General features: G+C 49.1%; 17 protein-coding genes. 6 read left to right on the forward strand and 11 right to left on the reverse strand.

From position 1 onward, the window contains the following. Nucleotide 1: 1 nt before the first annotated feature. From L3556_RS09705 to ileS, 10 genes are all read right to left on the reverse strand, one after another. A complete protein-coding gene (locus tag L3556_RS09705) occupies nt 2-481 on the reverse strand; it encodes a hypothetical protein (RefSeq protein ID WP_277867078.1) in 480 nt (159 codons plus the stop codon). Between the two features lie 47 nt (nt 482-528). After that, a complete protein-coding gene (locus L3556_RS09710) occupies nt 529-2,718 on the reverse strand; it encodes a glycosyltransferase (protein WP_277867079.1) in 2,190 nt (729 codons plus the stop codon). 16 nt (nt 2,719-2,734) lie between these two features. Beyond that, entirely contained in the window at nt 2,735-4,129 is a 1,395-nt protein-coding gene (gene mgtE, locus L3556_RS09715) for a magnesium transporter (protein ID WP_277867080.1), read from the reverse strand. Nucleotides 4,130-4,225: 96 nt separating this feature from the next. Then, entirely contained in the window at nt 4,226-5,578 is a 1,353-nt protein-coding gene (locus L3556_RS09720) for an HlyD family secretion protein (protein ID WP_277867081.1), read from the reverse strand. Between the two features lie 242 nt (nt 5,579-5,820). After that, entirely contained in the window at nt 5,821-7,299 is a 1,479-nt protein-coding gene (locus L3556_RS09725; RefSeq protein ID WP_277867635.1) for an ammonium transporter, read from the reverse strand. Between the two features lie 161 nt (nt 7,300-7,460). Further along, complete coding sequence (locus L3556_RS09730; protein WP_277867082.1) at nt 7,461-8,723, reverse strand: HlyD family secretion protein; 1,263 nt, start codon at nt 8,721-8,723, stop codon at nt 7,461-7,463. 147 nt (nt 8,724-8,870) lie between these two features. Then, nucleotides 8,871-10,007, reverse strand: a complete 1,137-nt coding sequence (locus L3556_RS09735; protein ID WP_277867083.1) for a citrate synthase — start codon at nt 10,005-10,007, stop codon at nt 8,871-8,873. A 120-nt stretch (nt 10,008-10,127) separates the two neighbouring features. Beyond that, on the reverse strand, nt 10,128-11,204 hold the full coding sequence (locus L3556_RS09740; protein WP_277867084.1) for a hypothetical protein: 1,077 nt from the start codon (nt 11,202-11,204) through the stop codon (nt 10,128-10,130). Nucleotides 11,205-11,260: 56 nt separating this feature from the next. Then, the gene (locus L3556_RS09745) at nt 11,261-11,620 is read right to left on the reverse strand and encodes a hypothetical protein (protein ID WP_277867085.1); all 360 of its coding nucleotides are present in this window, start codon (nt 11,618-11,620) and stop codon (nt 11,261-11,263) included. 184 nt (nt 11,621-11,804) lie between these two features. After that, complete coding sequence (ileS, locus tag L3556_RS09750) at nt 11,805-14,678, reverse strand: isoleucine--tRNA ligase (protein WP_277867086.1); 2,874 nt, start codon at nt 14,676-14,678, stop codon at nt 11,805-11,807. Between the two features lie 246 nt (nt 14,679-14,924). Here ileS and L3556_RS09755 point away from each other — a divergent pair, with 246 nt between their 5' ends. The 4 genes from L3556_RS09755 to L3556_RS09770 all read left to right on the forward strand — a co-directional run bounded on the left by L3556_RS09755 (nt 14,925) and on the right by L3556_RS09770 (nt 22,903). Beyond that, a complete protein-coding gene (locus L3556_RS09755) occupies nt 14,925-15,827 on the forward strand; it encodes an alpha/beta fold hydrolase (protein ID WP_277867087.1) in 903 nt (300 codons plus the stop codon). 166 nt (nt 15,828-15,993) lie between these two features. Further along, the gene (locus L3556_RS09760) at nt 15,994-20,928 is read left to right on the forward strand and encodes a CHAT domain-containing protein (RefSeq protein ID WP_277867088.1); all 4,935 of its coding nucleotides are present in this window, start codon (nt 15,994-15,996) and stop codon (nt 20,926-20,928) included. Nucleotides 20,929-20,941: 13 nt separating this feature from the next. Then, a complete protein-coding gene (hemB, locus tag L3556_RS09765) occupies nt 20,942-21,928 on the forward strand; it encodes a porphobilinogen synthase (RefSeq protein WP_277867089.1) in 987 nt (328 codons plus the stop codon). Between the two features lie 18 nt (nt 21,929-21,946). Then, the gene (locus L3556_RS09770) at nt 21,947-22,903 is read left to right on the forward strand and encodes an FkbM family methyltransferase (protein WP_277867090.1); all 957 of its coding nucleotides are present in this window, start codon (nt 21,947-21,949) and stop codon (nt 22,901-22,903) included. Between the two features lie 41 nt (nt 22,904-22,944). On the opposite strand, the gene L3556_RS09775 is transcribed toward L3556_RS09770, so the two are convergent. Next, nucleotides 22,945-23,331 carry a hypothetical protein gene (locus tag L3556_RS09775; protein WP_277867091.1) on the reverse strand — a complete coding sequence of 129 codons (387 nt, stop codon included), beginning with the start codon at nt 23,329-23,331 and terminating at the stop codon, nt 22,945-22,947. On the opposite strand from L3556_RS09775, the gene L3556_RS09780 reads away from it, so the two are divergent. Both L3556_RS09780 and L3556_RS09785 read left to right on the forward strand, forming a co-directional pair. Continuing rightward, complete coding sequence (locus L3556_RS09780) at nt 23,332-23,490, forward strand: hypothetical protein (protein ID WP_277867092.1); 159 nt, start codon at nt 23,332-23,334, stop codon at nt 23,488-23,490. It begins immediately after the preceding gene. Nucleotides 23,491-23,654: 164 nt separating this feature from the next. Then, nucleotides 23,655-24,503, forward strand: coding sequence for a VanW family protein (locus tag L3556_RS09785; RefSeq protein WP_277867093.1), 849 nt, complete (start codon nt 23,655-23,657; stop codon nt 24,501-24,503). Nucleotides 24,504-24,573: the final 70 nt, after the last annotated feature.

Below are 24,573 nucleotides of genomic sequence, written 5' to 3' on the forward strand. Positions count from 1 at the left end.
GTTATTCAGCGCGGGGAAAGTCAATGCCGATAATCTTGGCATTTTCATCAAAAATCAAAATCATGCTGTCCGTGACTTTAGCAAACTCTAGGCTGACAGCCACAACATTGCCGTTTACCCTAGAGTCGAGGCGACGTTGAAAGTCACCTACCCGCTTCAAAAAGGCACGATTTTTCCGCATCAATACTCGGGGCGGATTTTCGCTCTGAGTGACGGGACCCAAATATTCCCACGCCTGGTCGTAATTAGCGGCAAACAGGTAATCAACAAAGGATTCGGCATTGGCTTGAAATTGTGCTGCAAGGGCCGGATCAATGGATTCCTCGGGCAAATCCTGGCTGAGGATCAATGGTTCGCGATCGCCTAAAGGAGACAGGGGCGATCGCTGTCCCGCCACAGCCTTGATATTCAGGCTAAAAAATCCAGACAGAAGGGCTAAACACAGTATGGGAGATACTGAAGATTTAGGAAATAGAACCATTGCTCTTAATCTCTTGGCTAAAAATATGTGATGTTAGTCTCTTAGGCTTAACGATACAGGGTGAACAGTGATCGGAAATCAAAGATCCGCGCCAACATTGACCAAATTGCATCTAAGCCACTCGGAGCCTTGGGTTTATTCCACCATGTTAGGCCACCGTAGAGCAATTGCACCAATTCTCGGCTGGCCTGATCATCCACTTCTAAAAAGCGTAAAAAGACGTGACACTGGCCATCAGTGGAACTAGAGCGAACAACCGCCGCTTGAACCTTAAAATTGCGCTCTAAGAACCAGAGTTTCCCTTGATCCTGTTTGCCCACGTAGCGGCCGGCGGTGAGAGTAAGGGCAGTTCCCGTTTCCGATAGATCCTGGGTATAGCCCCAGTAGGTTTGTCGTCCAATGCGTAGACAGCAGACGGTGCAAATGGGGAAGCGATCGCTCTGGCGACGTACAGGCTGATCAATGGCTGCTAAGATCGCCACCAAAGCAATCAAGAGATTGTAGGATGTCCATACCAACATCACCTCTAGACCCGTGCGTTCATACTCACCGGGGGGCCAAATCCCCAACCAGTAGCCTCCATAGCGGAGGAAGATACCGATGATTGAAGCCGCAACAAAAAAGACCCAGGGCCAGGTATAGGCAAGATTTAGACTTTTGTGATTCATGAGTGCCCCTTTCCGCGTTACCACACTGCCCAGTTTGGCAAAGGGATTTTTGAGAATGGCAATTAAATGCTTTATGGCTGGAAAGGCAAAGAGAACTTCGTAGACTTCTCCCCAAAGGCTAAAGAAACGACCTTTGGTTGCCCAGCTAAAGGTGGCAATATTGAGAAATGAGTAGGGAACCGCATAGTAGGCATATTCCCAAATGCCCGCAACGGTTAAGGAAACCCCTGTCACCATACTAATTAAGGGGCCAAAAACAAAGGCTACCCGAATAAAGGAATTGAAATTATAGAGCAGTAGAGACAGGTGGCAACTTTTTTGAAACCAGTTTAGGCGTGACCAAATGGGAATATCCTTACCGCAGTAATAGAGTTGCATATTCCCCTGAAGCCAACGCAGCCGTTGTTCTAAATAGTCTTGAAAGTTGCGAGGTGATTCCCCCATACTCAGAATTTCATTCAGGTAAATGAGGCGATACCCGTTGGTCTGCATCCGGGTTCCAGTTTGATAATCCTCCACAATACAGTCGGTGTAGTAGCCGCCACTGGCCTCAATATCTTTACGCCGTACCACGTAGGATGTGCCGCAGCAAATAATTGCATTTCCCGCATCTCTGCCCGGCTGAATAAAGCCAAAGAAATATTCCATATCCCCCGGCATCATAAAATCAATGCCCAAGTTCTGGGAATGGTAATCAGCATTATAAAAATGTTGGGGAGTCTGCACCATGGAAATATTTGGGTTCTGAAAAAAGCCGACGGTGCGGACTAAAAAGTTACGAAAGGGGACAAAATCTGAATCAAAAATAGCAATGAGTTCGCCCTGGGTCTGTTTGAGGGCATGGTTAAGATTTCCGGCTTTACGGTGTTCATTGTTGGGACGAGTAATATACTTGCATCCTAATTTTTGACTAAGTTTAGCGATTTCGGGGCGGCGGCCATCGTCGAGGACATAAATGGTTTTGTTGGGGTAGGCCATCGCTTGGCAACCCACAATCGTTCGCCGAACAATGTAGGCAGCTTCGTTATAGGTGGGAATTAAAACATCCACCGTGGGGCAATAGTCCCCCGAGAGAACCGCTTCCTGGTAGTAGTTGGCTTCTCGACTACGTTTTACGTCAGTGAGCCAACTGGTTTGAATCAGATACAAGCCATAAATTAAAAAGTAGAGAACTTCAAGTCCGTAGAAAATACTACTAAAACCGGCACTAAACCAATGGGCAAAGTTGAGGGTAGCCATGCCGCGCCAAAGAATATACCGTGCCCCTAGGAGAAATACAAACCAACGAACAATGAGCCGAGAAACATTATTGCTGGGGATAAAGTTAAGGGAAATAGCAATGGCGATCGTTGCCACTAGGGGTATCCAGAGACGTTCACTCTCTGCGTCAAAGTCCAGGAATTTGGGTAGGGGACGTAACTCATTGGGGTTAACTAAATGTACTGGAAAAAGAGTCGGCTGCCAGACGGTAGCCAGGAAAACCACCACCATGGTAATGATGCTAAAAATAAAAAATCCCCAGGCCCAGGCAGAAACCAGTTGGGGAGGAGATGATGATGGTTTCGCCATTGATCATTCCAGTTACTTATAGTTGCAATAACCAGCGGGCAAAGCTTAAATAAATAGCTACCCCCAACACATCCACCGCCGTTGTAATAAATGGGGCAGACATTAGGGCAGGGTCAAATTTCATTAGATTAAAGAGAAATGGTAAACTGGAACCCGCCACCGCAGCTAAAACAGCGATCGCAAACAAGCTGCCACCCACCGCAATGGACACTAACCAGTCCCCTTGTAAGAGATAGGCCCAGAGGGTGACAACAACGCCCAGGGCTGCCCCCAATAAAATGCCGGCCATGGCTTCCCGCCCAATAATCCGCCAGACTTGGGCCCCACGAATGTCTTCCGTACTCAGACCCCGAATTACCACCGTTGACGATTGGGCCCCCACATTACCGCCGGTATCAATCAATAGGGGAATAAAGGCGGCCAACGTCACCACTTGCTCTAACACATCTTCTTGGGCCCGGATCACCCCCGTGGTCAAGGTGTTGGTCAATAGAAGTACCGAGAGCCACACCACCCGCTTCCGGGCAACGGTAAATAAATTGGTACGAAAATAACCATCGCCACCGGACTGCACACCCCCTAGGGCATAAATATCTTCCGTGGCCTCATCTTCGAGGATGTCGATCACGTCATCAACGGTGACAATGCCCACGAGGCGTTGCTCGGAATCAACGACGGGAACGGAGAGAAAGTCATAGTGTTGGATGGTGCGGGCCACTTCCTCTTGGTCGGTGTCCGTATGCACCCAAATTACCTCCCGGGTCATGATGTCGCGAATGATGTCGGTGGGCTGGGCAACCAGTAAATTTCGTAGGGATAGGGTGCCGGATAGGTGGCGGGAGGCATCGGTGACGTAGAGGGTATAGATTGTTTCAATGGTAGTGGCAATCTGCCGAATCCGATCCAGGGCTTGGGCAACGGTCATCTCTTCCTTGAGGGAGACGTACTCCGGTGTCATAATCCGACCGGCAGTTTGAGATTTATACCCCAAGAGCAGGGCCGTTGCTTCCCGTTCCTGGGCACTCAGATGCTGCAAAAGCCGCCGCACAATTTTAGCGGGTAGTTCATCGAGGAGGCGCACCCGATCGTCGGGGGAAATGTGATCGAAAATTTCTAAAACATCGGGATGCTTAAAATCCTCTAGAAGAGCTTCTTGGACAGAGGGGTCAAGGTGTTCGTAAACATCGATGGCCTTGTCTTTTGGAAGGAGGCGAAACCCCACCACCTGTAATCGAGTGGGTAAGGACTCAATCACATCGGCAATATCCGCAGGCTGAACCGGAATCAGAATTGCCTTGGCGGCTTCGTAGTTAGATTGGGCTAAAAGGGCCTGTAATTGCGATCGCACCAGTTCTTGTAACTCTTCGCGATCGGGATTTAGGACACGGGTGGTCGAGGCATCCTCAAGCATAGGCGCACCGTAACGGATGAATGATGGGGACTAGCACCCTCAGCTTACCAGCAGGTTGAATATCCGCAAAGAATGGTTGAAAAATTTTTATCGGTTTTATCGACGGATATCAAACGTGACTTGGCCGGTATAGCCCACATAACAAAAGGCGTTTTTGTTAACTGATTCCCCAGGATCAAATTCAACTCGGATTTGACTTTGACGTGGGTAGTTTTCAGGAATAGGTAGGGCTTGAGCTTCCCCAGGGGTGAGGCGACCTAGACCAGAGCGAATGTGGCTAACGGTTCCCCGGAAATGTTGTCGATTCCCACCACCGTAGAGTTCAATGGTGGCTTTGGTTCCTGGTGCTAGTAATTTGATGTATTTCTCATCCACAAAGACATCGACCCAGCGGCGATCGCAATCTAGGACTTGCATAATTGGCTCACCCTGTTGGATGAACATACCGTTGCGGGCATTCGCCTCCCAAACAACCCCGGAGACGGGAGAATCAACCAAGGAGGTTTGTTGCTGCTGAAGTTCTTTTTCAGCCTGCAAAAGGCGGGTTTGTTGGGCCGCAATGGCTTCCTCGATACCGGCAATAACCGCTTCCTGTGCCCCAATTTGCATTTGTAATTCCTGTAGACGTAAGCGGGGATCATAGTTGCTGCGGGTATTCCGTAGGGTTAGTCCCCTTTGGGCAGCCTTGACTTCTGTTTTCAGGGCTTCCACCTTGCGGGCCAGGGAGTCCACAATGCGCTGCTGACTTCTGACTTGGGCCTGGCTTTGCTGAAGTTCGGTGAGGGCAGCATCAGCTTGGGCTTGGCTGACAACCCCTTGGGCGGCAAGGGAAGAAAAACGCTTGTTATTAATGGTAGCCAGACGTTGACGGGCTTGGGCATCTTCTAGCTTAGCCCGGGCTGATTGTAATTCTGCTTGGGCGGCGGCCACTTGGAGATTGCTTTCGATAATCTCAAGGTTACGTTGATTTTCAGCATCTCCCTGGGCCGAGGCTAGTACCCCTTGTAACTGTTGTAGTTTCGCCTGGGCTGCGGCAAGTTCTCCCCGTTGCCGTGCGATCTCCGATTCAATGGTTTGGGGGGTTTCTTCACTGGCACGATCATTCTCAATGACCGCTAAAGGGCCATCCTCGGGATCAATAAAATCGCCAACTCTTGTAATGAGATCAACAATGGTGCCATTTTCCGGGGCCCGCAGCGTTACGAGAACACCATTTACCACCGCATCCCGGCTGCGAACCACTGTCAGATGACGATGAAAAAAATCAGCCGTAAAGGCTAAAACCCCGATGCTGGCTGCCACGACAACCAAATTTGCCGCCACGGATCGCTTGACCCGTACTCGCTGCGGCTCAACACTGTTAGGTTCAAGGCGTTCTTGGGTTGTACTGGAAGTTGGCAGGTTTTTGGGTGAAGACATCGGCAGGGAATCGAGTTTTTGGGTTTTCACAATGTATAAACTCCTGACTTCATAGCCTAGGAAGATGACTGAGTAAGGAACCATCTATCTAGGACATTCGTCGCTTGCTTCCTATTTCGAGAATACCTGTGATTATTGTCACAGCACATCTGTATATTTACGGACATCGCGATCGCCTAGATAGATACATCTGCTCACAAGCGTGACTTAAAAGATCACACATAATGCTTGCCATGGGGTTTGCCGTGGCAGTCGTCAATCAAGGCCTAACTTTAACGCCCTGTGGTCATCCGCTTCAGAATATCCACAAAGCCCTTAACCTCATCCCGGAACATAAAGCCGGAGTAGGCTTCCATGCCATGTTCCCCTAAATCTAGGCCTTCCACCTCTTCCTCTGGGGAAACACGAATACCGATGGTGGAATTTAGGACAATCCAAACAATGGTACTAAACAGTACCGTAAAGCCACCAATGGCTAAAATACCCACGATTTGATACCAGAGTTGCTCAATGCCACCGCCGAGAAGTAACCCCCGCAAGGGGCCGGCCCCTTCACCGTAGAATCGACCGGGGCCATCGGCAAACAAACCCACCGCCAGGGTGCCCCAAACACCATTGACAAGGTGAACCGAAATGGCCCCCACGGGGTCATCAATTTTGAGACCATCAACAAAGATGACAGAGAAAACAATAATCACCCCGGCGATCGCCCCAATGAGGACGGAACTTTCGACACTAACGTAGGCACAGGGGGCCGTAATCGCCACGAGACCCGCCAGAACACCATTGATAATCATGGAGAGATCGGGTTTGGTGAAATAGAGGGTGGAAACCACCGTTGCCGTCACCGCACCAAAAGCGGCAGCCATATTGGTCGTCAGCGTAATGTGGGCGATCGCCATCGGATCCGCTTCCATGGTGGAGCCAGGATTAAAACCAAACCATCCCAGCCAAAGAATCAAACAACCGAGGGTGGCGATCGCAAAGTTATGGCCAGGAATCGCCATCGCCGAGCCATCTTCCATAAAGCGTCCCATCCGGGGCCCTAATAAGGCCGCCCCCATTAACGCCGCCCAGCCACCGACGGAATGCACCACCGTTGAGCCGGCAAAATCCCAAAAACCTAACTCAGCTAACCAGCCCCCACCCCAGACCCAATGCCCCGTCATCGGATAGGAAATACCAATCAAACACAAGCTAAAAAGGAAAAACGCATAAAACTTAATCCGCTCGGCCACGGCCCCAGAAACAATGGTGGCAGCGGTTCCGGCAAATACGAGCTGAAAGAAAAACTTGGCCGCAAGGGGCACAGCCGCCCAACTAATGGAGGTATAGACACCCACATAGTTATCGTCGGTGGCAGGGCTATTGTCAGCACCCGCCAGGAAAAAGCCACTGTAGCCCAAAAATCCATTCCCATCCCCAAACATGATGGCAAACCCGAGGATCCAAAAAGCAATGGAGGATAGGGCAAAGACAATCAGGTTTTTGGAGAGGAGATTGACGGCATTCTTGGAGCGGCAAAATCCCGTTTCCAGCATACAAAAGCCCGCATTCATAAAGAATACCAAGGCTCCGGCATAGAGAACCCATAGGGTGTTGAGGGCAACCTGTAAGTCCTCGGATATATCTTGAGCCGGGGCCTCTTGAGCAAGTACTGCCGTTCCCGACATCAACAAAATAATAGCCGCTAACCCGGCGATCGTTCGCAATCGCGGCGGTTGAGATAAAAAGCGTAGGGGAGAATACATGGGGGAACGATGATGACGGGGCACTATATCTTACCTCTTAAGCGTCTTGAGCCATCATCACAAAATCAGCTTAAAAAGATGTGTATCAATCACTACGAAACTAGAACCTAAGGCTGCCACCACCTACTGAAATAGCAATTACAAGGGAACCCAGGCTAAATTTATTCAAATATCACCTCCACACTCTTGCCCACACCACAAAAACTTTCGGCGGTTAATTCTTCAGGAACTTGATTAAAACTAACCTGAACTTCTAACTCATTTCGCACCAGATCCGGCGGCGGTACGGCCACATCTTCCCCAGCAACTACTTTCCCGGGGCCGCCACGAATAGAACGAACCTGCCCCGAAAATGAACGATTACTGCCATCTAAGAGGCGAATACTGGTGGGCTGACCCATCTCTAAACGGCTACTATCCCGCTCAGATACGAGGGCTGACACCCAACTATCTTGACAATCAATCACCTTGACAATCGGATCACCAGCGGCTAGGGCAATCCCTAGGGGGCCCGATTTATTGGCGATCGACCAAATCACACTCATCACGGGGATATTTATCGGGGCATACTGTTGCAGGGCAATTTGAGCATCAATATTTTCGATTTCCAGTTCCAGTTCTTTTATCAGAACCTCTGCCTCCTGCAACTCTAGTTCCAGGTCGATAATTTCTGTTTGCAAATCCAAAAGACGAATATCGGGAAAACTAAAGGTGCGGGCGGAGCTAAGTTGCAATCCTTCCCGGGAGGCGGCAAGGGCGGTCTGCTGTTGTTGGAGTTCCGCTTGCTTACTGGCCACAAATTCCTGGGCTTCTTTAGCCTTAGAGGCGGCCCCTTCTGCCAACTGGCGGGATACGGCCCCCGATTCCACTAAACTGGCATACCGTTCCGCATCAATTTCGGCAAAGGCGAGGTTTTCTTGGGCTTGACGCAGTTCCTTGAGGGTACGATTGGCGGCTTCTTGATGGTATCTAACCTCTAGGGCCAGTTGACTATTGGCCTGGGCCAGTAACACCGACTGCTGATTTTCGCGGCTGGCAATTTTACGGGCGATCCCTTGGCGTTGGGTTCGGGCCAAACTGAGGCGATTTTCTAAATTTTGGCGATCGGTTTCTAGCTCTGGATTGCGGATATTTTCAATCTGACCAATGGTTTGGCCTTCCATCACCCCTAAGCCGGGCTGCAAATCCATGAGGGTTAAGGTTCCCGGGATGGGGGCATAAAGATTGATCACGGTGGCATTAATATAGCCCACCCGACTCACCACATTGCGCCGCTGCCACCAAAGGGTATAAATAGCCAATCCAATTAAGCTAAGACCTAAGCCGACTCGAACCCAGCGAAAGGCCTGCCGTCGCAACTTTGCATCCTTGGGTTTAGTTGTTGTTAAAGACTCGGCGGGGGAAAGGGAAGATGAAGCGATCATACACAAAATTTAGGCACAACAGGATTTATAAGCTTCAAGGGTACAGGGATTTTAAATGTGCGTCAATTCAAAAAAAGCGTTTGTCCTACCTAATTTCACCCATTTCCGCTTAATTTCACTGTCCCCTTTTTCGAGACAAGGTCAACCTTAGCGTTGATCAATGGGCACATAGGTTTGACCATGATTGCCCGCGTAAATTTGGGTGGGACGATAGATGCGATTGGCTTCCAATTGTTCTTTCCAGTGGGCTAACCAACCCGCCACCCGGGCGATCGCAAACACGGGGGTAAATAAATCACTGGGAATGCCTAGGCGACGGTAAACCAAGCCAGAATAGAAATCAACATTGGGATAAATGCCCTTATGGCCCAGTTCATCACTGACCACCTTTTCCAGTTCTAGGGCAATATCGTAGTAGAGATCGCCACCAAACTTATCAAAGAGTTGCTCCGCCAGTTTTTGTAAAATCGTTGCTCGCGGATCCTTCACCTTGTAGACCCGGTGGCCAAAACCAGCAATCTTGGATTTATGCTGCAAGGATGTTTCCACGAATTCCCGCACCTTATCCACCGTGCCAATGGTTTCTAACATATTGATCACATCTTCATTGGCTCCACCATGGAGTGGCCCGGCCAAGGTTCCCACCGCTGAAGCAACCACCGCATAGGGATCCGTCAATGTTGAAGCCGTTACCCGCGCCGAAAATGTGGAGGCATTCATCGTATGTTCGGCATGGAGGGTCAAGCAGGTATCAAACACCCGGGCGGCAAAGGGATCTGGCTTTTGTTCATTCAGCATATAGAGAAAATTGGCCGCATAGTCCAAATCATCACAGGGCATGACCGGATCATTTCCCTTGCGAATCAGTTGGAAGGCTGCCACCATTGTCGGAATTTTGGCCAGAAGTCGTACTACCGCCGCTCGAATATAGTCAGGATCATCCAAGGCCCGCCGGGAGTAAAAGAGGCCCAGGGCTGCGGCTGAGGCTTGGAGGGCATCCATGGGGTGGCCACTTTCGGGAAAGCATTTCATCATATCCCGGATGCGATACTTCACCCGCCGATGGTAGGTAATGTCATGCTTAAAGGCCGCCAGTTCGTCAGCGGTGGGCCAGGTTCCCCAAATTAGCAGGTACGTCGTTTCTAGGAAAGAGCTTTTTTCCGCCAGTTCATCAATGGCAACGCCGCGATATTCCAGCACCCCCGCCACGCCATCAACATAACTAATGGCAGAATGGGCAGCGGGTATCCCGTCAAGACCGGGGCTAAAATCGCAAACAACCATTGAGTTCTCCCTATACTGGATGCGAATAGAAATGGTTAAACCGTAAAAATCTACATGAAACGTGTGTATAAATTCTAGAGCAGATGTTGCCCTTTGCTTTGTATGTTTTGCTGCACTCTTCTAGGCCGGGCCGTGGTTCCCTGTATCGCCTTCGAGGACATGGAGGCGAATCGATTGGCGATGCTCCTCGCTGCCCAGTTCAATTTGTAGTAAATCCCCGGAAAGGAGATCCAAGGATTCTAGGAGTCTTTGCAGATGGGGGGTACTGGCCCCAGATTCAACGTATAGCTGTTCACTGAGTTGCCCTACCCGTTTCCAGAGACCATGCAACCGGGCGATCGCCCCCTCCAATTGGGCCGCTTGATGAATTAAGTCTGCCGCCGTTTGTAACTGCCCCAATCGCTGGGCTTCCCCTAGGGCCTGCTCTAAATTGACCGCCGAACCCTGAAGGGCCTGAACCTGGGGGGCTGATTCCAAATACCGAGCCAAGTAGCGAGCCTCTGCCGTCACCTGTTTGAGGGTATCCACATTGGGGGAATTGACAATTTCTGCTTGCAAATGTCTCTGATGTTCGGCGGGAAGTTTTTCGAGTTCCTTGACAAAGGGAGCTATATAGCGGGGAGATAGACTGCGATCGCTGGCTTTTTCACGAATGACCTCTGGCAGTAAATCGGAGTGGAGGGCCGTCCATTCATCCTGGAGTTGTTTAACTTCGCGGTAGGTAATGCGATCGCCCTGTTGGGCCGCGTCTGTAATCAGGGTTTGTACTTGCGGATCTGCGGCGGCGGTTTCCATGAAGGCCCGCTTACTAAAGCGATCGATGGCTTCGGCCGGTAAATCCGTATCGGTGATCAGCTGATCGGCCCGATTGGCCAACTCAATAAGACTGTAGGCGCGGGTTTTGCTAATATCTTGATCCTGGAGCCAAGCCAAAAAGCCAGTTCCCTGATGTGCACCTTGGTGTTTCTCGCGATCGCGGACGGTGCGCAAAATTCGCCCCCGCCAGATTTCTGTTTGCAGGTCAAATCGTTCGCACACTTGCCAGGCCTGCTCTACCTTGGTTAGGAACACTTCCTCAGACACCTGAGTATCTTCAGGATGGGGCAGATCTAAGGGAAAATCCCCTCCCAGAGACAACCGTAGATCGGCATCACTGTCAGTCTGGGAAGAGATGGAATCAACTAAAGAATGGGTCATAGTTTGCCGAAGCAACAATCCAAAAAAGAAATCAAAAATTCAACTCAACTGAAAACCTAGAAATTAGGCTTTCGCACCTGCCGTGCCATGTCTAAGAAGCCCACCATATTGGCACCGGGCCGGCGACGGGCAAACTGAAAATAGGGCACAGTCGCCACGGGGGCAGCTTCTTTTACCGCTGGTTCCTTTGTTGCAGGTTGGGTAACGGCGGCCGCCACGGGTTCTTTTTTCTGGGCTGGAGCAGCTTTCTTCGTATCCTTCTCAACCACGGTTTCTACGGCCTGTTTGGGGCTGGCATGATCCGGTGTCGGCTCCATTTCCACAAAGAACTCACCCTTTTTACCAATTCCTACCAACTTGCCAAGACTGGCCAATAGCCCAAAGAGTCCAGCAAAAATCTTTTTTAACAAAACCATAATAGATAAACCTCCCAACGGTTCAGCGATGATTTCAAATAATCGGCCAACTATTTTCCGAGAATCCTAAGACCGTTGCCATCGAATCCCCAAGAAAACAAGACCAGGTCAGCATCCCCATTATCTAGGCTGGTGGGACGGGGAAGCAAGGGCAATGTATTCGATCAAATTCCCGCAAATTCCATCAAAACTGTTGATTCAAGGCCGCAACACACCGTTCACAGATCAATGGATGATCTGCTACTGTTCCCACCTGCTCCGAATAGTTCCAGCAGCGATCACATTTTTGGCCATCAGCATCAGTAACACCAATACCCAGGCTATCCGTTTGCTGGCAATGGCTGAGGGTATCGAGTTCCCTGGGATGATCAATCAAGACCACCTGGGAGGTTAAAAAGAGATAGCGCAATTCGTCTACGCCATTTCCCGCCAGACTGGGGGGATTCATTCCTTCGAGGACCTGACGCAGATCGGGGTCGGGGACATACAGAAGTAATTTAGCCTCCAGAGACGAACCGATCGCCTTTTCGCTGCGGGCCTGTTCAAGGACTTTATTGACTTCAGCCCGAAGGTTTCGCAGGGTTTGCCATTTTTTGCCGAGAGCCTCATCCCGCCAATGTTCGGGACAGGTAATCCAACCACTCTGAAAGACAGATAAATGGGGCGTTTCGTAGGGTAGGTGTTGCCAAATATCCTCCGCCAGATGACATAATACTGGGGCAATGGCCCGGGCGAGGTTTTCTAGGGCAAGGGCGAGAACGGTTTGACAACTGCGGCGGCGATCGCTAGTTTTGGCACTAATATAAAGGCGATCTTTGGCAATATCTAAATAAAAGTTAGACAGATCGAGGATACAAAAACTCGAAATCGTTTGGTAAAAGCGAAAGAACTGATAACTCTCAAAGGCCGCCGTAATGTCGGCAAACACCTCGGTCATCCGGTGCAGGAGATAGCGATCGAGTTCCGGGAGTTGGGCGTAGGGAATGGCATCTTGGCTGGGATTAAAATCATGGAGATTCCCCAATAAAAACCGGGCCGTATTGCGAATCTTGCGATAGGCATCCCCCAGTTGCTTAAGAATGGTTTTACCAATGGGCACATCCGTGGCATAGTCCACCGACGATACCCACAGCCGCAACACATCGGCCCCGTAGGCGGGATCCTGTTTTTGGTTTTTGCCCCCTTCAATGACATCCCGGGGATCCGTGACATTCCCCAGGGATTTACTCATTTTCCGGCCCTGTTCATCTAGGACAAAGCCGTGGGTCAGAACCGAGCGATAGGGGGCCTGCCCCTTTACCGCCACACTGGTGAGCAAACTGGATTGGAACCAGCCCCGGTGTTGATCCGACCCCTCTAGGTAGAGATCCGCCGGATAGCGATCGCCCCCTAGAACCGCTGCCCAGGAGGAACCAGAATCAAACCACACATCCATGGTATCCGTGCCCTTACGGTAGCGATCTCTCTGTTGACGGTAGGGTTCGGGTAATAATTCCGCCACCGAGAGTTCCCACCAAGCATCGGAGCCGCGATCGCCAATAATGGTTTGCACATGGGCAATGGTTTCCGGGGTTAAAAGGGGTTCATTAGTTTCAACATCATAAAAAACCGGAATGGGAACACCCCAACTGCGCTGCCGCGAGATGCACCAATCCGATCGCTCTGCCACCATACTGGTAATCCGATTTTCCCCTTGGGCCGGAATCCACTTCACCTGGGCGATCGCCCCTAGGGCCTGATCTCGAAAGCCCTCCACCGAGGCAAACCACTGCTCCGTTGCCCGAAAAATTGTCGGTTTTTTAGTGCGCCAATCGTAGGGATACTTATGGACATAGGGTTCTTCCTTCAGGAGACAGCCGACAGCTTCTAGGGCTTCAATCACCGCTTGGTTGCCTTCTTTTAGGACATTTAAACCCGCGAAGGGCCCCGCTTCCGCCGTAAATTTACCATCCCCATCCACCGGCGATAGGATCGGCAAGCCATAGCGTTGCCCCACACCGTAGTCTTCTAAACCGTGGCCAGGGGCGGTATGCACAAGACCCGTTCCTGAGTCCGTTGTCACATAATCGCCACCGATTAAAATCTCACTCTGGCGATCAAAGAGGGGATGGCGATAGACCGTATGCTCTAGGGCTGCACCGGCAACTTGGGCTTTGATTTTCAGAGGAATACCCAGTTTTTCACTGAGGGTATCGATTAACTCCGCCGCCACAATCCAATACTTAAACCGACCCAGGGGCTTCTCCAACTCCACCAGGGCATAGGTTAATCCTGGATTAATACTCACCCCCAGGTTCCCCGGAATCGTCCAGGGTGTGGTGGTCCAGATGGCAACCCCCAAGTGCCCTAACGTCTTTTGCCAGGTTTTCTTTTTTTGTAACTCCTTGGACAGGGCAATGACCTCAAAGGCGGCATAGAGACTGCGGGATGTGTGGCCCTCGGGGTATTCCAATTCCGCTTCCGCTAGGGCGGTCTTTGAACTGGGACTCCAATGGACGGGTTTCAGTCCCCGATAAATATAGCCCCGCAGAACCATTTCCCCAAAGACACCGATTTGGGCCGCCTCGTAATCTGTCCGCAGGGTGAGATAGGGGGCATCCCAGTGGCCCCAGACTCCATAGCGTTGAAAACTTTGGCGTTGCTCATCCACGGTCTTCAGGGCAAATTCCGCTGCTTTTTGCCGCAGACTCAGGGCATCTAGGCCCTTGCGCTGCTCTGGTTTCAAATTTTGCAAAACCTTTAGTTCAATGGGCAAACCATGGCAGTCCCAACCCGGACGGTAGAATACCTTACGTCCCTGAAGTAATTGATATTTATTAATAACATCCTTGAGGATTTTATTGAGGGCATGGCCAATGTGGAGCGAGCCGTTGGCGTAGGGGGGGCCATCGTGGAGAACAAAGGACGGCCCTGGGTTCTGGCGGGCTAGATTTTCGTAAACTTGGTTTTCCTGCCAAAATGCCTGAATCTCTGGTTCTCGCTGGGTGGCATTGGCCCGCATCCCAAACTGAGTTTGCGGCAAATTAACAGTATCTTTATAGGCGGCGGTTTCAGTCATGCAGTATTCAGTCGGATCAATACATAAAGTAAATGGGCAAATAATTTGGCAAAGGTCTTCTGGTTGCCCTTGCCCGTTGAGTCCAGAGTTGGCAGCAATTCATTATACCGAATAACCATCCGGGGCTAGTGGTTTCGTCGCTGCTAAATGACCGGCTAAATGATCGGGTTTCTTTGGGGGATCATCACTAAACTAGAGGAAAGGAAACAACCCTTCTCTCAACCTGAATCTGGATCATTACCTGCTATGGCTCCCACCCCCGTGACTGAACATACTTACCTCCCTGCTCAAACCTATCAGTGGCGAGACTGGGCGATCGCCTACCGTCAGAGTGGGGACGCGGGGCCCCCTGTGGTACTGATCCATGGGTTTGGTGCTTCCAGCCTCCATTGGCGGAAAAATTTGCCCGTTCTTGGTGCCACCTTTCAGGTCTATGCCCTTGATTTAATTGGTTTTGGTCAGTCCGCTAAACCCAATCCTGATAATTTTGCCTATACCTTTGATCATTGGGCCCAATTAGTTCTCGATTTTTGCCAAGACATTATTGGTGAACCCGTTTTTTTAGTGGGTAATTCCATTGGCTGTGTCGTTGCACTGCAAGCCGCAGTCACAGAACCTAACCGAGTTCGCGGACTGGCACTCCTCAACTGCTCCCTACGCCAACTCCATCACCGCAATCGCGAAAAACTGCCCTGGTATCAACAGTGGGGTGTGAATTTAGTCCAAAAATTTCTCGCCTACCCACCCTTGGGCCATCTCTTTTTTGCTTCCCTAGCTAAACCCAAGGCAATTCGCAAGATTCTCTGCCAGGCCTACGCCAGTGCTGATGCCGTCAGCGATGAATTGATTGACATTATCTATCAGCCGGCCCGAGACCCTGGAGCCGCCGATGTTTTCATTGCCTTCATCACCTACTCCGATGGCCCCCTACCGGAAGATTTGCTGGCCCAAATCACCTGTCCCACCCTCATTTTGTGGGGGGAAAAGGATCCCTGGGAAGACTACCGCGTCGGTCAAGAATGGGTTAAGTTTCCGGGGGTCAAGGAGTTTATTCTTCTGCCTGGTTTGGGGCATTGTCCCCAAGATCAAGACCCAGACGTAGTGAATACCTATTTGCAGACTTTTTTAGCGGATCTAGCACTTCGTTAATTGCTATAAAAATGAGAATACAAAAATAATTTTACGAGAAACAAAAATACAAGTAGAACTATGACAGTTCGTAAATCTACACTTTGTTTCCCCACGAACTGATTGCTCTCGTTACAGTAAGCGCAGGGAACTAGTTTTTCTGTTAATATCTTGTAATATTAAAACCATGAAAGCAACACACTGGTTGGGAATTGCACTACTGACAGGTTTCCTTGCGGGCCCTGAGATTCCAGCAACGGCTCAAATTACGCCAGCGGTAAACGGTACCGGCACGATCGTTAATTTTAACGGTCATCAGTACGACATTTCCGGTGGTGCAACCTCCAGTGATGGTCGCAATCTCTTCCATGTTCTCAAGGACTTTAATCTCAGCGATCAGCAAATTGCCAATTTCATGGCCAACCCGGGACTTTTTAATATTTTAACAGGGGTTAATGGTGGGCAGCCCTCTTACATTAATGGTCTGATTCAAATTACAGGGGGTTCCCCCAACCTCTATTTCCTTAATCCGGCCGGAATTGTGTTTGGGCCCAATGCCAGTTTAAATGTACCCGCCGCCTTCCATGCCTCAACGGCCCAGCGAGTCCACTTTGATGGTGGCATTTTTGATCTCAATGGGGTCAACGACTATGCCAATCTCCTCGGGAATCCCACAGGTTTTCAGTTTGCCAATACTGGAATTATCATCAATGAAGGAAATTTGTCTGTCCAGCCTGGTCAAAATCTGAGCCTAATGGGCCACCAGGTTCTGAATACGGGAACCCTCTCGGCCCCAGGTGGAAACGTTACGATTGTGGCCGTGCCTGAGACGGGCATGGTGCGGATTTCCCAGGAGGGGATGCTCCTGAGCTTAGAAATTCCCATGGATCGCATTCCCGAAGATGGGGTGATTCGGGCGACAGATCTACCGGCCCTAATAACGGGTGGGGGACAGCGTCCTCGCGTCAATAGCGTGATTCACCATGCCGATGGCTCCGTTAGCTTGATCCATGATCCGACCAAGGTGGCCATGAATCGGAATACGGCCTTAGTGGGCGGGGCGATCGATGTTTCTAGCGGTAGTGGCATGGGGGGAACAATTAATGTTCTCGGTAAAAATATTGGACTCATTAGTGCCAACCTAGATGCCTCCGGTATTTTGGGTGGTGGCACGATGTTGATTGGCGGTGACTATCTGGGGGGCAGTGCCGGAACCCAGCGGTTGGATGCTAGTTTCAATGCCCAGAACCTATTCATTAATCCGGGTAGTGTGATCAAGGCTGATGCCCTCACCCATGGAAATGGCGGAACCGTGATTGCCTGGGCCGATGGTAGTACCCAGTTCCATGGCTTAATTACGGCCCGAGGTGGCCCCCAAGGGGGGGATGGTGGTTTTGTGGAAACATCGGGTCGGCAGGCACTCAGCGTTACCGGCATGGTGGATACCTCTGCTCCCCAAGGGTTAACGGGAACCTGGCTCCTTGATCCCACGGATATTGAAATTGTACCTGGGACGGTGGGGCTTGTTGGTGGAGTTGTGGATGGTGTCTTTGAATTCAAGGAGCTTGGACTAGCTGCTAATGCGCAAGTTGGGGCTGAATCTATTCAAAATGCTCTCTTAACTAACAATGTCATCGTTACCACCCAAAGTGGCGGCCCGTCTCAGGGAAATATTGTCGTCAATGCACCGATTACTTCTGGCTCAGGTAATTTCCTTGAGTTATTGGCCAATAACAATATTGCGATTAATCAATCGATTAGTTTGCAAAATGGAAAACTAATTTTACATAGTTCGGGTACGGGCACAAATGTCACTCAAACGGCCAGTATCACTGCCAATGCCCTAGAGTTAATTGGTGCAGCTAATTTTAACTTGACCAATCCCCAAAATGCCGTCACCACTTTGAGTTCATCTTCAACGAATCCAATGAACTCCTTAGCCTTCGTTAATAACGTGCCGCTGATTATTTCCAATCTTCAAAGTACAGGCAATATTGATCTAACTTCAGGCACATTAACTCTTAATGGAGCAACCATTACGAGTCAATCCGGTGGAATCAGCTTTAACGGAAACACTACTCTTCAAGGGAATAATACGGTCAATGCCATCAATAACAATGTCATTTTTAATAATCTCCTGAATGGGCCCGGTAGCCTATCTCTTTCCGCTAGTAATGCTAACTTCGTGGGGGCGATCGGTTCGACTACCCCTGTGGTTAACCTGGGTTTAAGTATTAGTAATACAACGATTTTTAATAATACCGTTAACTCCCAAACCATTACGACCGGCTCTAGTGGCACAACTCAGATTCGCGGCAATATTGATACTAGCAATAACCAAATTTATAATAATGCTGTTGTTATCAATCCCGTAAATCCTGGTTCGCCCTTAACGATCAATGGTAATCAAATTAACTTCAACTCAACCCTCAACACGGGCAGTGGTACGATTGTCTTATCCTCCGGGGCGGGGGTGAATTTTAACGGCGGTGCCAATAGTGTTTCTGGTACGGGCGGTTTGATTTTTGGGGTGACGGGAATCGGTAACTTTAGTCAAAGCAACTTTACCCCCCTAGCCAATGGTTTTAGTTTTATTGGTGTAGGTGCACCCCAAGGGGTCAATATTACCAGTAATATTACGGTGCAGGATCCCCTAATTATTGGTTCCCTGGGTTCAATTAACACCAATGGCAATTCGATTACTGGGGTCGATAATGCCAGCATTACCCTGCGTAGTGTAACACCACAAACCTTTCAGCAGTTAACCACAGGCACACTTTCCCTGGCAAATTTGAACCAATTACCCATTGGTCAGGGCAGTATCATCGCTGGTAATATCTCCTCATCCGGTGGCTTTATCAATCTGGCAGGTCAAACGATCAGTGCGAATAATATTTTCACGAGTACTAATAATGCCCAAATTCGCCTAGTGTCTGACGATGCCATTAATACGGGTAATTTGACGTCTAATGGCGGGGCGATCGCTTTATTTTCAGCGTTTAGTAGTATTACAACGGGAAATATTTTTAGTGGCGGGGGTTTGGTTTACTTAGATTCCATCGGGGATATTACAACTGGAAATATATTCACCCGTGGCGGCAATATTGATATAGCTGCCTATGGTGGTGGAAACATAGCAACGGGGACCCTTGACACCTCAGGCAGTGGCGGAAATATTAGCTTATTCGGGCAAAATGTTTCTACTGGCAATATCAACACAAATGGCGGCACCTTCATCAGTCGTTCTGGTAATTTCACGCCATTGACCGGCGTTGCGGATATCGATCCCGTTGTCTCTGGCAATCTTTCCATTAGTAGTCTTTTTGAGGGTACTTCTTCCTCTGGAACCCAGGTTGGGAATTTAACCTTTGGAAGTTTAACCACAAATGGCGGTAATGTCTCTCTCACGGGCAATAATATTTTATTTGAATTTATTAATGCGGGTTCTGGAACGATCAATATCAATGCCGGGAATAGTTTACGAGCGACGGGTGGCTTTTTCCAAAATGGTATCTTTACTAGCTTGTTTGGTAGTTCAATTAATCTCTTTATCAACAGTGATACGCCCTTTTTAGTGGGTGATTCCAGTCAAAATGGAGCCGCTGGGGCCTTGTCTACGGGAACGACGACGATTGCCCCCACCAGTCCAACTAGCCCAATTACACTCTCGGGAGTCGTTCAACAGGATACAATCCGTTTTGAAAATCTTGGTCCTCAACTTGCCCAAGGCTGTACTGCCCAAGAATTGGATAATAACGAGTGCGCCCAGATTGAAACGGATTTAATTCCGATTCCACCCGTATCCAGAAGCCCATTCATCGATCCACTTCTCGCCACTGGGCCAGTTCTCTTTAATCCAACCTTTCTGTTGTCGCAGATTGATTTGGCCTTTGCCCAGGGTGATTTAGAACGGGCCCTATCCTTAATGGAGCAGCTTTCGGATCAGGAATTTAATAGTTACTTTGGTCGGGCCTTTTCTGAAGGAGCGATGAGCCTAGAGCGAGTGCAGCAAATCCTGGCATTAATTGCCGAACAAACTGGTCAAAAACCTGCCCTCATTTATGTTCTGTCCCGCCCACAACAGGTTGAGCTACTATTGGTGATGCCAGAAGGGGAGCCAATCCATCGCCCCATTCGCGGAGTAAGCCAAGTTGAACTGACCAGTGTTGTTCAAAGTTTTGCCAATCAGGTGCGAGATCCACGTCTGACCGAAACCACAAGTTATCTAGCTCCGGCCCAACAGCTTTATCAATGGCTGATTGGCCCCCTACGGGAAGACCTCGATGCCCAAGATATTAATACCCTGGTATTTTCTTTGGATGCGACAACCCGTGGTATCCCCATGGCTGCCCTCCATGATGGTCAGCAATTCCTGGTGGAAAATTTCAGTACAGGGTTAGTTCCCAGTATGAGCTTGATGGACCCACGCTATCGGGATATTCGTCAAGGACGTATTTTGGCGATGGGTGCGGAAGAATTTGTGGACCAGTCACCGTTGCCAGCGGTTCCCATTGAACTGGCCCAAATTACCCAGGATTTGGGGGGTGGGGTTGAATTTATCAATGAGCAATTTACAATTCCAAATTTGCAAGCAGAACGGCGGCGGCAATCCTTTAATGTCATTCATTTGGCAACCCACGGGGAGTTTAATCCGGGTTCCCCCGACGATTCGTTTATTGTCTTTTCTGATGGCCGGCTGACTTTGAATGATATGCCCAATTTGCGGCTGGATCGGTCTGATATTGAGCTTTTGACCCTGAGTGCCTGCCGGACAGCCGCAGGGGATAATAATGCGGAGCTAGGTTTTGCTGGGTTGGCGGTTCAATCGGGAATTAAGTCTGCCTTAGCCAGTCTGTGGTATGTGAGTGATGAAGGCACATTGGCTCTGATGACGGAGTTTTACCGGCAACTAAATACAGCACCCATCAAGGCGGAAGCTCTACGGCAAGCCCAGATCGGTATGATTAATGGCACGGTGCAAGTTCGGGATAATGAATTACAGTCTGTGCGGGGTGAGGCCGGTATTCCCTTGCCAGCCACAATTACCCGTGGTGTGAGCGATCGCACCTTAACTCATCCATATTACTGGGCGGCCTTTACAATGATTGGTAGTCCTTGGTAATTTTTAGACCCCTATGTTTCCCACCCACCGCCCCCGCCGCCTCCGCCAAACAGCCCAACTCCGCCGCATGGTTCGCGAAAATATTCTGACAACGGCGGATCTGATTTATCCTTTATTTGCGGTTCCCGGAGAGGCGATCGCCCAGGAAGTGAAATCCATGCCTGGGGTGTATCAGCTATCCATCGATAAAATCGTTGAAGAAGCCAAACAGGTTTACGACTTGGGCATTCCGGCGGTCATCTTATTTGGGATTCCCGATACCAAGGATACGGACGCTACGGGGGCCTGGCACGACTGCGGCATTGTCCAGCGGGCCGCCACGGCAATCAAAGAACAAATCTCGGATTTAGTGGTTATTGCCGACACCTGTTTGTGTGAATACACCGATCACGGCCATTGTGGTTATTTGGAGGTGGGAGACCTAAGCGGCCGCGTCCTCAATGATCCAACCCTAACGCTGCTGCAAAAAACAGCGGTGTCCCAAGCGAAGGCAGGGGCGGATATTATTGCCCCCTCTGGGATGATGGATGGCTTTGTCCAGGCAATTCGGGAGGGGTTGGATCAGGCCGGGTTTACGGATACCCCCATTTTGTCCTATGCCGCCAAATATGCCTCAGCCTACTATGGCCCCTTCCGGGATGCAGCGGAGTCTAGCCCCCAGTTTGGCGATCGCCGCACCTATCAGATGGATCCGGCCAATTCTCGGGAAGCCCTCAAGGAAATTGAACTGGATATTGCCGAAGGCGCCGATATGCTCATGGTTAAGCCCGCCCTCGCCTACATGGATGTCATCTGGCAAGTCAAAACTGCCTCTGATTTACCCGTAGCTGCCTATAATGTCTCCGGGGAATATTCCATGGTCAAAGCTGCCGCCCTCAATGGTTGGATTGATGAAGAAAAAGTCGTCCTGGAAACCCTGATGAGTTTCAAACGGGCTGGAGCCGACATGATTTTGACCTACCATGCCAAGGATGCAGCCCGCTGGCTGGCTGGGTCTTAACTTATCTTGAGTACATAAGTGATTTTTCTACAAGAATTAAAGCGATTGGGACTTTTAGATAGTCTCCATATAACGATCGCCCAGATTGGCTCTCGGAAACTTTCACTAAATGATGATCTAGGCTCCCAAGAATGGCAAATTTTTGCACCTAATTTAACGATCTATGGGTTTGATGCTGATGTCGATGCTTGTGAGGCCGCCAATCAAGACCTGCAAGAACGGGCTCCTAATTGGAACGAAATTCATCTGCCCATTGCCCTAGGAAGAGAAACAACAGAAGTAACTCTGTATGTTACCAAAAATCCTTTTTGTAGCTCCTTATATCCTCCTGATGAAAATTTTGTGAACCGCTTCCCTCGGGTTGGTCATCATTCCTCTCTAGACTTTACAGTTGAAATTGATGTTATGGCCCTAGACGACTTTCTCGATCAGGAAAAGATTAACTCAATTGATGTTCTAATCATTGATGTCCAGGGAGCTGACTTAGATGTTTTACAAGGCGGACAAAAAATTCTAGCTCAGAGCGTTGCTGCCATTCAAACTGAAATTGAGTTTAACTCCCTTTATATTGGTCAACCCTTATTTGCGGATGTGGATCAGTTTTTGAGAGCCAACGGGTTTAGCTTGTTTGATTTTAATCTTGCCTATAGACCACGCACCGAGGTTTTCTTACCACCGCCCTACCGCCGTGGACAATTATTATGGGGAGATGGCTACTATATTCGAGATTTAATCAAAGACGATTCCTCTAACTGGCTTACCCAAGATGGAAAAATTTTTAAACTAGCTTGTATTGCAGACTGTTGGGGATTTTCCGATTATGCCCTAGAACTTTATGCCTATATTCTCAAAAATTTTCCTGAGAGTTCTTTCGTTCAATTGGGAATGAAACAAGCAGTTATAGATTCCCTTTTAGCAATTCCAGATGTTACCGAAATGGGTATTGAATCTCTATCAATCTTAGAAGATATTTAAGACTATTAAAATAAAATTGATTCCAATACCAATATTTATGATTAACGCTGGCGATTCTGTTCCAGTAGAGCTTGGGCGCGGGGTTTATAAAGCAGGTAAAACAGGGACTCAATATAACGCATCATGTCTTCACGGTTTTCGTGGGATACATAATTCCAAAAGCCGTAGATTTTTGCCAGGGAAAGGAGTCGCGTTGTATGAATTTTCCAGGTGTAGGTACTGTAGACTCGCTCAATGGCCGCCTGGGAAATTTTCTGCCAGTAGTTTGTATCTTGCTGGCATTGATCAAAAAATGTGATGACGATTTGAGCCACTTCTTCCGGCAGCGTCGGGTTAATATAAAAACCATTGATTTGGTCTTGGATGATTGACCCTGACTGAAAAAAGTGGGCAAACTCCAAGAGTCGCCAATGAAGGAGAATGTCCAAATGAGCCAAAAACCAAGACGAACATTTACTGCCGAACAAAAAGCTGATTTTTCTGACCATAGGTCAGTAGCTGTGGCAATTGTGCAACAGTCAGGTAAGCCGATCAGCCACGTCGCCCAGGAAATGGGTTTGACAGAAATCATCGACGGAGCAAAATAACTCTTCTAGACTAAGCATAGGGCAAGCAGAGGGATGAGAATTTAGCACTTTCAGCCTATCTGTTCTGCCCCTCTCTTATCCCGAACTCACGTTATTCTAGAAACGGAATTTTTTGATCTCCATCAAAGCTATCGGGTACATCAATAAATAAAGGAGTCACTGTTTTGAAAGAATGGAAACGATCTCTGCGTATTAGCCTCAAGTACGCTAGGAGCCTGCTTTATGGCTACCCTTTTTTTTATGCTCATCAACAAACTCCCCATCGGTCACATCTTTACCCTCATTTATGGTGTGATTCCGTTACAGCCATTCCAAATCGTGGCAATCTAGAAATTCAGGAAAATCGTGTTTTAAACCTGCAACTGGCTACGAGCAAAATTCACCAACTTCAACTCAATTCCGGACAAATCTTCAGCTTCTGTAATTGCGTAGGTGACCCAACTTTAAGTAATGGGTTTAAGGCAGGCCCCGTGTTTGTGGGCGGTCAAGTGCAGACGGGAGTTGGTGGCGGATTATGTTTAATTGCTACCAACCTGTTTCATACGTTTTTGGTTTCAGGCTGCCAGATTCTGGAGCGACATTGTCACAGCATAGATGCTTACGGGAATGATCGCTTTTATCAGCTCGGACAAGATGCTTCGATCTCCTATGGCTATAAAGATTTGATCGTCCGGAATCACAGTGCTGTGGCACTACAGTTGCGATTACAAGTACTGCCAGAGACAGGTCAGGTGATCTCTAGCTTATGGGGGCAGTCTCCTTGTCCCTGGGAGGTGAAAGTTGACTCTATGATTTTGCAAGAGTTGTCATCTCCTTCAACTAACATTTCTGGTTGGATCGTTGAAACTCGACGATCTGTGTGCGATCAGACAGACAATTCAAGAGCAAGGGCTGGATCGAAAACCATGACTGAAGAACTTTTATGGCAACTTGATTACCGCGCCATTAGCGTTTATAAGCCCTGTACTGATAGCAGTTTGGAATCTACTGTTAAGCTCGATAAGATAATATGAGAAATATCTGTGAAGGTGAGTCCATCATTTATAGAAGTCAATGCTTGGAAAAGCCCGCTAACAAGTTGAT

Origin of the sequence: Candidatus Synechococcus calcipolaris G9, assembly GCF_029582805.1 — a bacterium.
In the GTDB taxonomy this organism is placed as follows: Bacteria; Cyanobacteriota; Cyanobacteriia; order Thermosynechococcales; family Thermosynechococcaceae; genus Synechococcus_F; species Synechococcus_F calcipolaris.

Excerpts from the sequence above, each read along its gene's own strand:
- L3556_RS09705 (WP_277867078.1), bottom strand. The coding sequence starts at position 481 with ATGGTTCTATTTCCTAAATCTTCAGTATCTCCCATACTGTGTTTAGCC.
- L3556_RS09710 (WP_277867079.1), bottom strand. The coding sequence starts at position 2,718 with ATGGCGAAACCATCATCATCTCCTCCCCAACTGGTTTCTGCCTGGGCC.
- mgtE (WP_277867080.1), bottom strand. The coding sequence starts at position 4,129 with ATGCTTGAGGATGCCTCGACCACCCGTGTCCTAAATCCCGATCGCGAA.
- L3556_RS09725 (WP_277867635.1), bottom strand. The coding sequence starts at position 7,299 with ATGTATTCTCCCCTACGCTTTTTATCTCAACCGCCGCGATTGCGAACG.
- L3556_RS09730 (WP_277867082.1), bottom strand. The coding sequence starts at position 8,723 with ATGATCGCTTCATCTTCCCTTTCCCCCGCCGAGTCTTTAACAACAACT.
- L3556_RS09735 (WP_277867083.1), bottom strand. The coding sequence starts at position 10,007 with ATGGTTGTTTGCGATTTTAGCCCCGGTCTTGACGGGATACCCGCTGCC.
- L3556_RS09740 (WP_277867084.1), bottom strand. The coding sequence starts at position 11,204 with ATGACCCATTCTTTAGTTGATTCCATCTCTTCCCAGACTGACAGTGAT.
- L3556_RS09745 (WP_277867085.1), bottom strand. The coding sequence starts at position 11,620 with ATGGTTTTGTTAAAAAAGATTTTTGCTGGACTCTTTGGGCTATTGGCC.
- ileS (WP_277867086.1), bottom strand. The coding sequence starts at position 14,678 with ATGACTGAAACCGCCGCCTATAAAGATACTGTTAATTTGCCGCAAACT.
- L3556_RS09755 (WP_277867087.1), top strand. The coding sequence starts at position 14,925 with ATGGCTCCCACCCCCGTGACTGAACATACTTACCTCCCTGCTCAAACC.
- L3556_RS09760 (WP_277867088.1), top strand. The coding sequence starts at position 15,994 with ATGAAAGCAACACACTGGTTGGGAATTGCACTACTGACAGGTTTCCTT.
- hemB (WP_277867089.1), top strand. The coding sequence starts at position 20,942 with ATGTTTCCCACCCACCGCCCCCGCCGCCTCCGCCAAACAGCCCAACTC.
- L3556_RS09780 (WP_277867092.1), top strand. The coding sequence starts at position 23,332 with ATGAGCCAAAAACCAAGACGAACATTTACTGCCGAACAAAAAGCTGAT.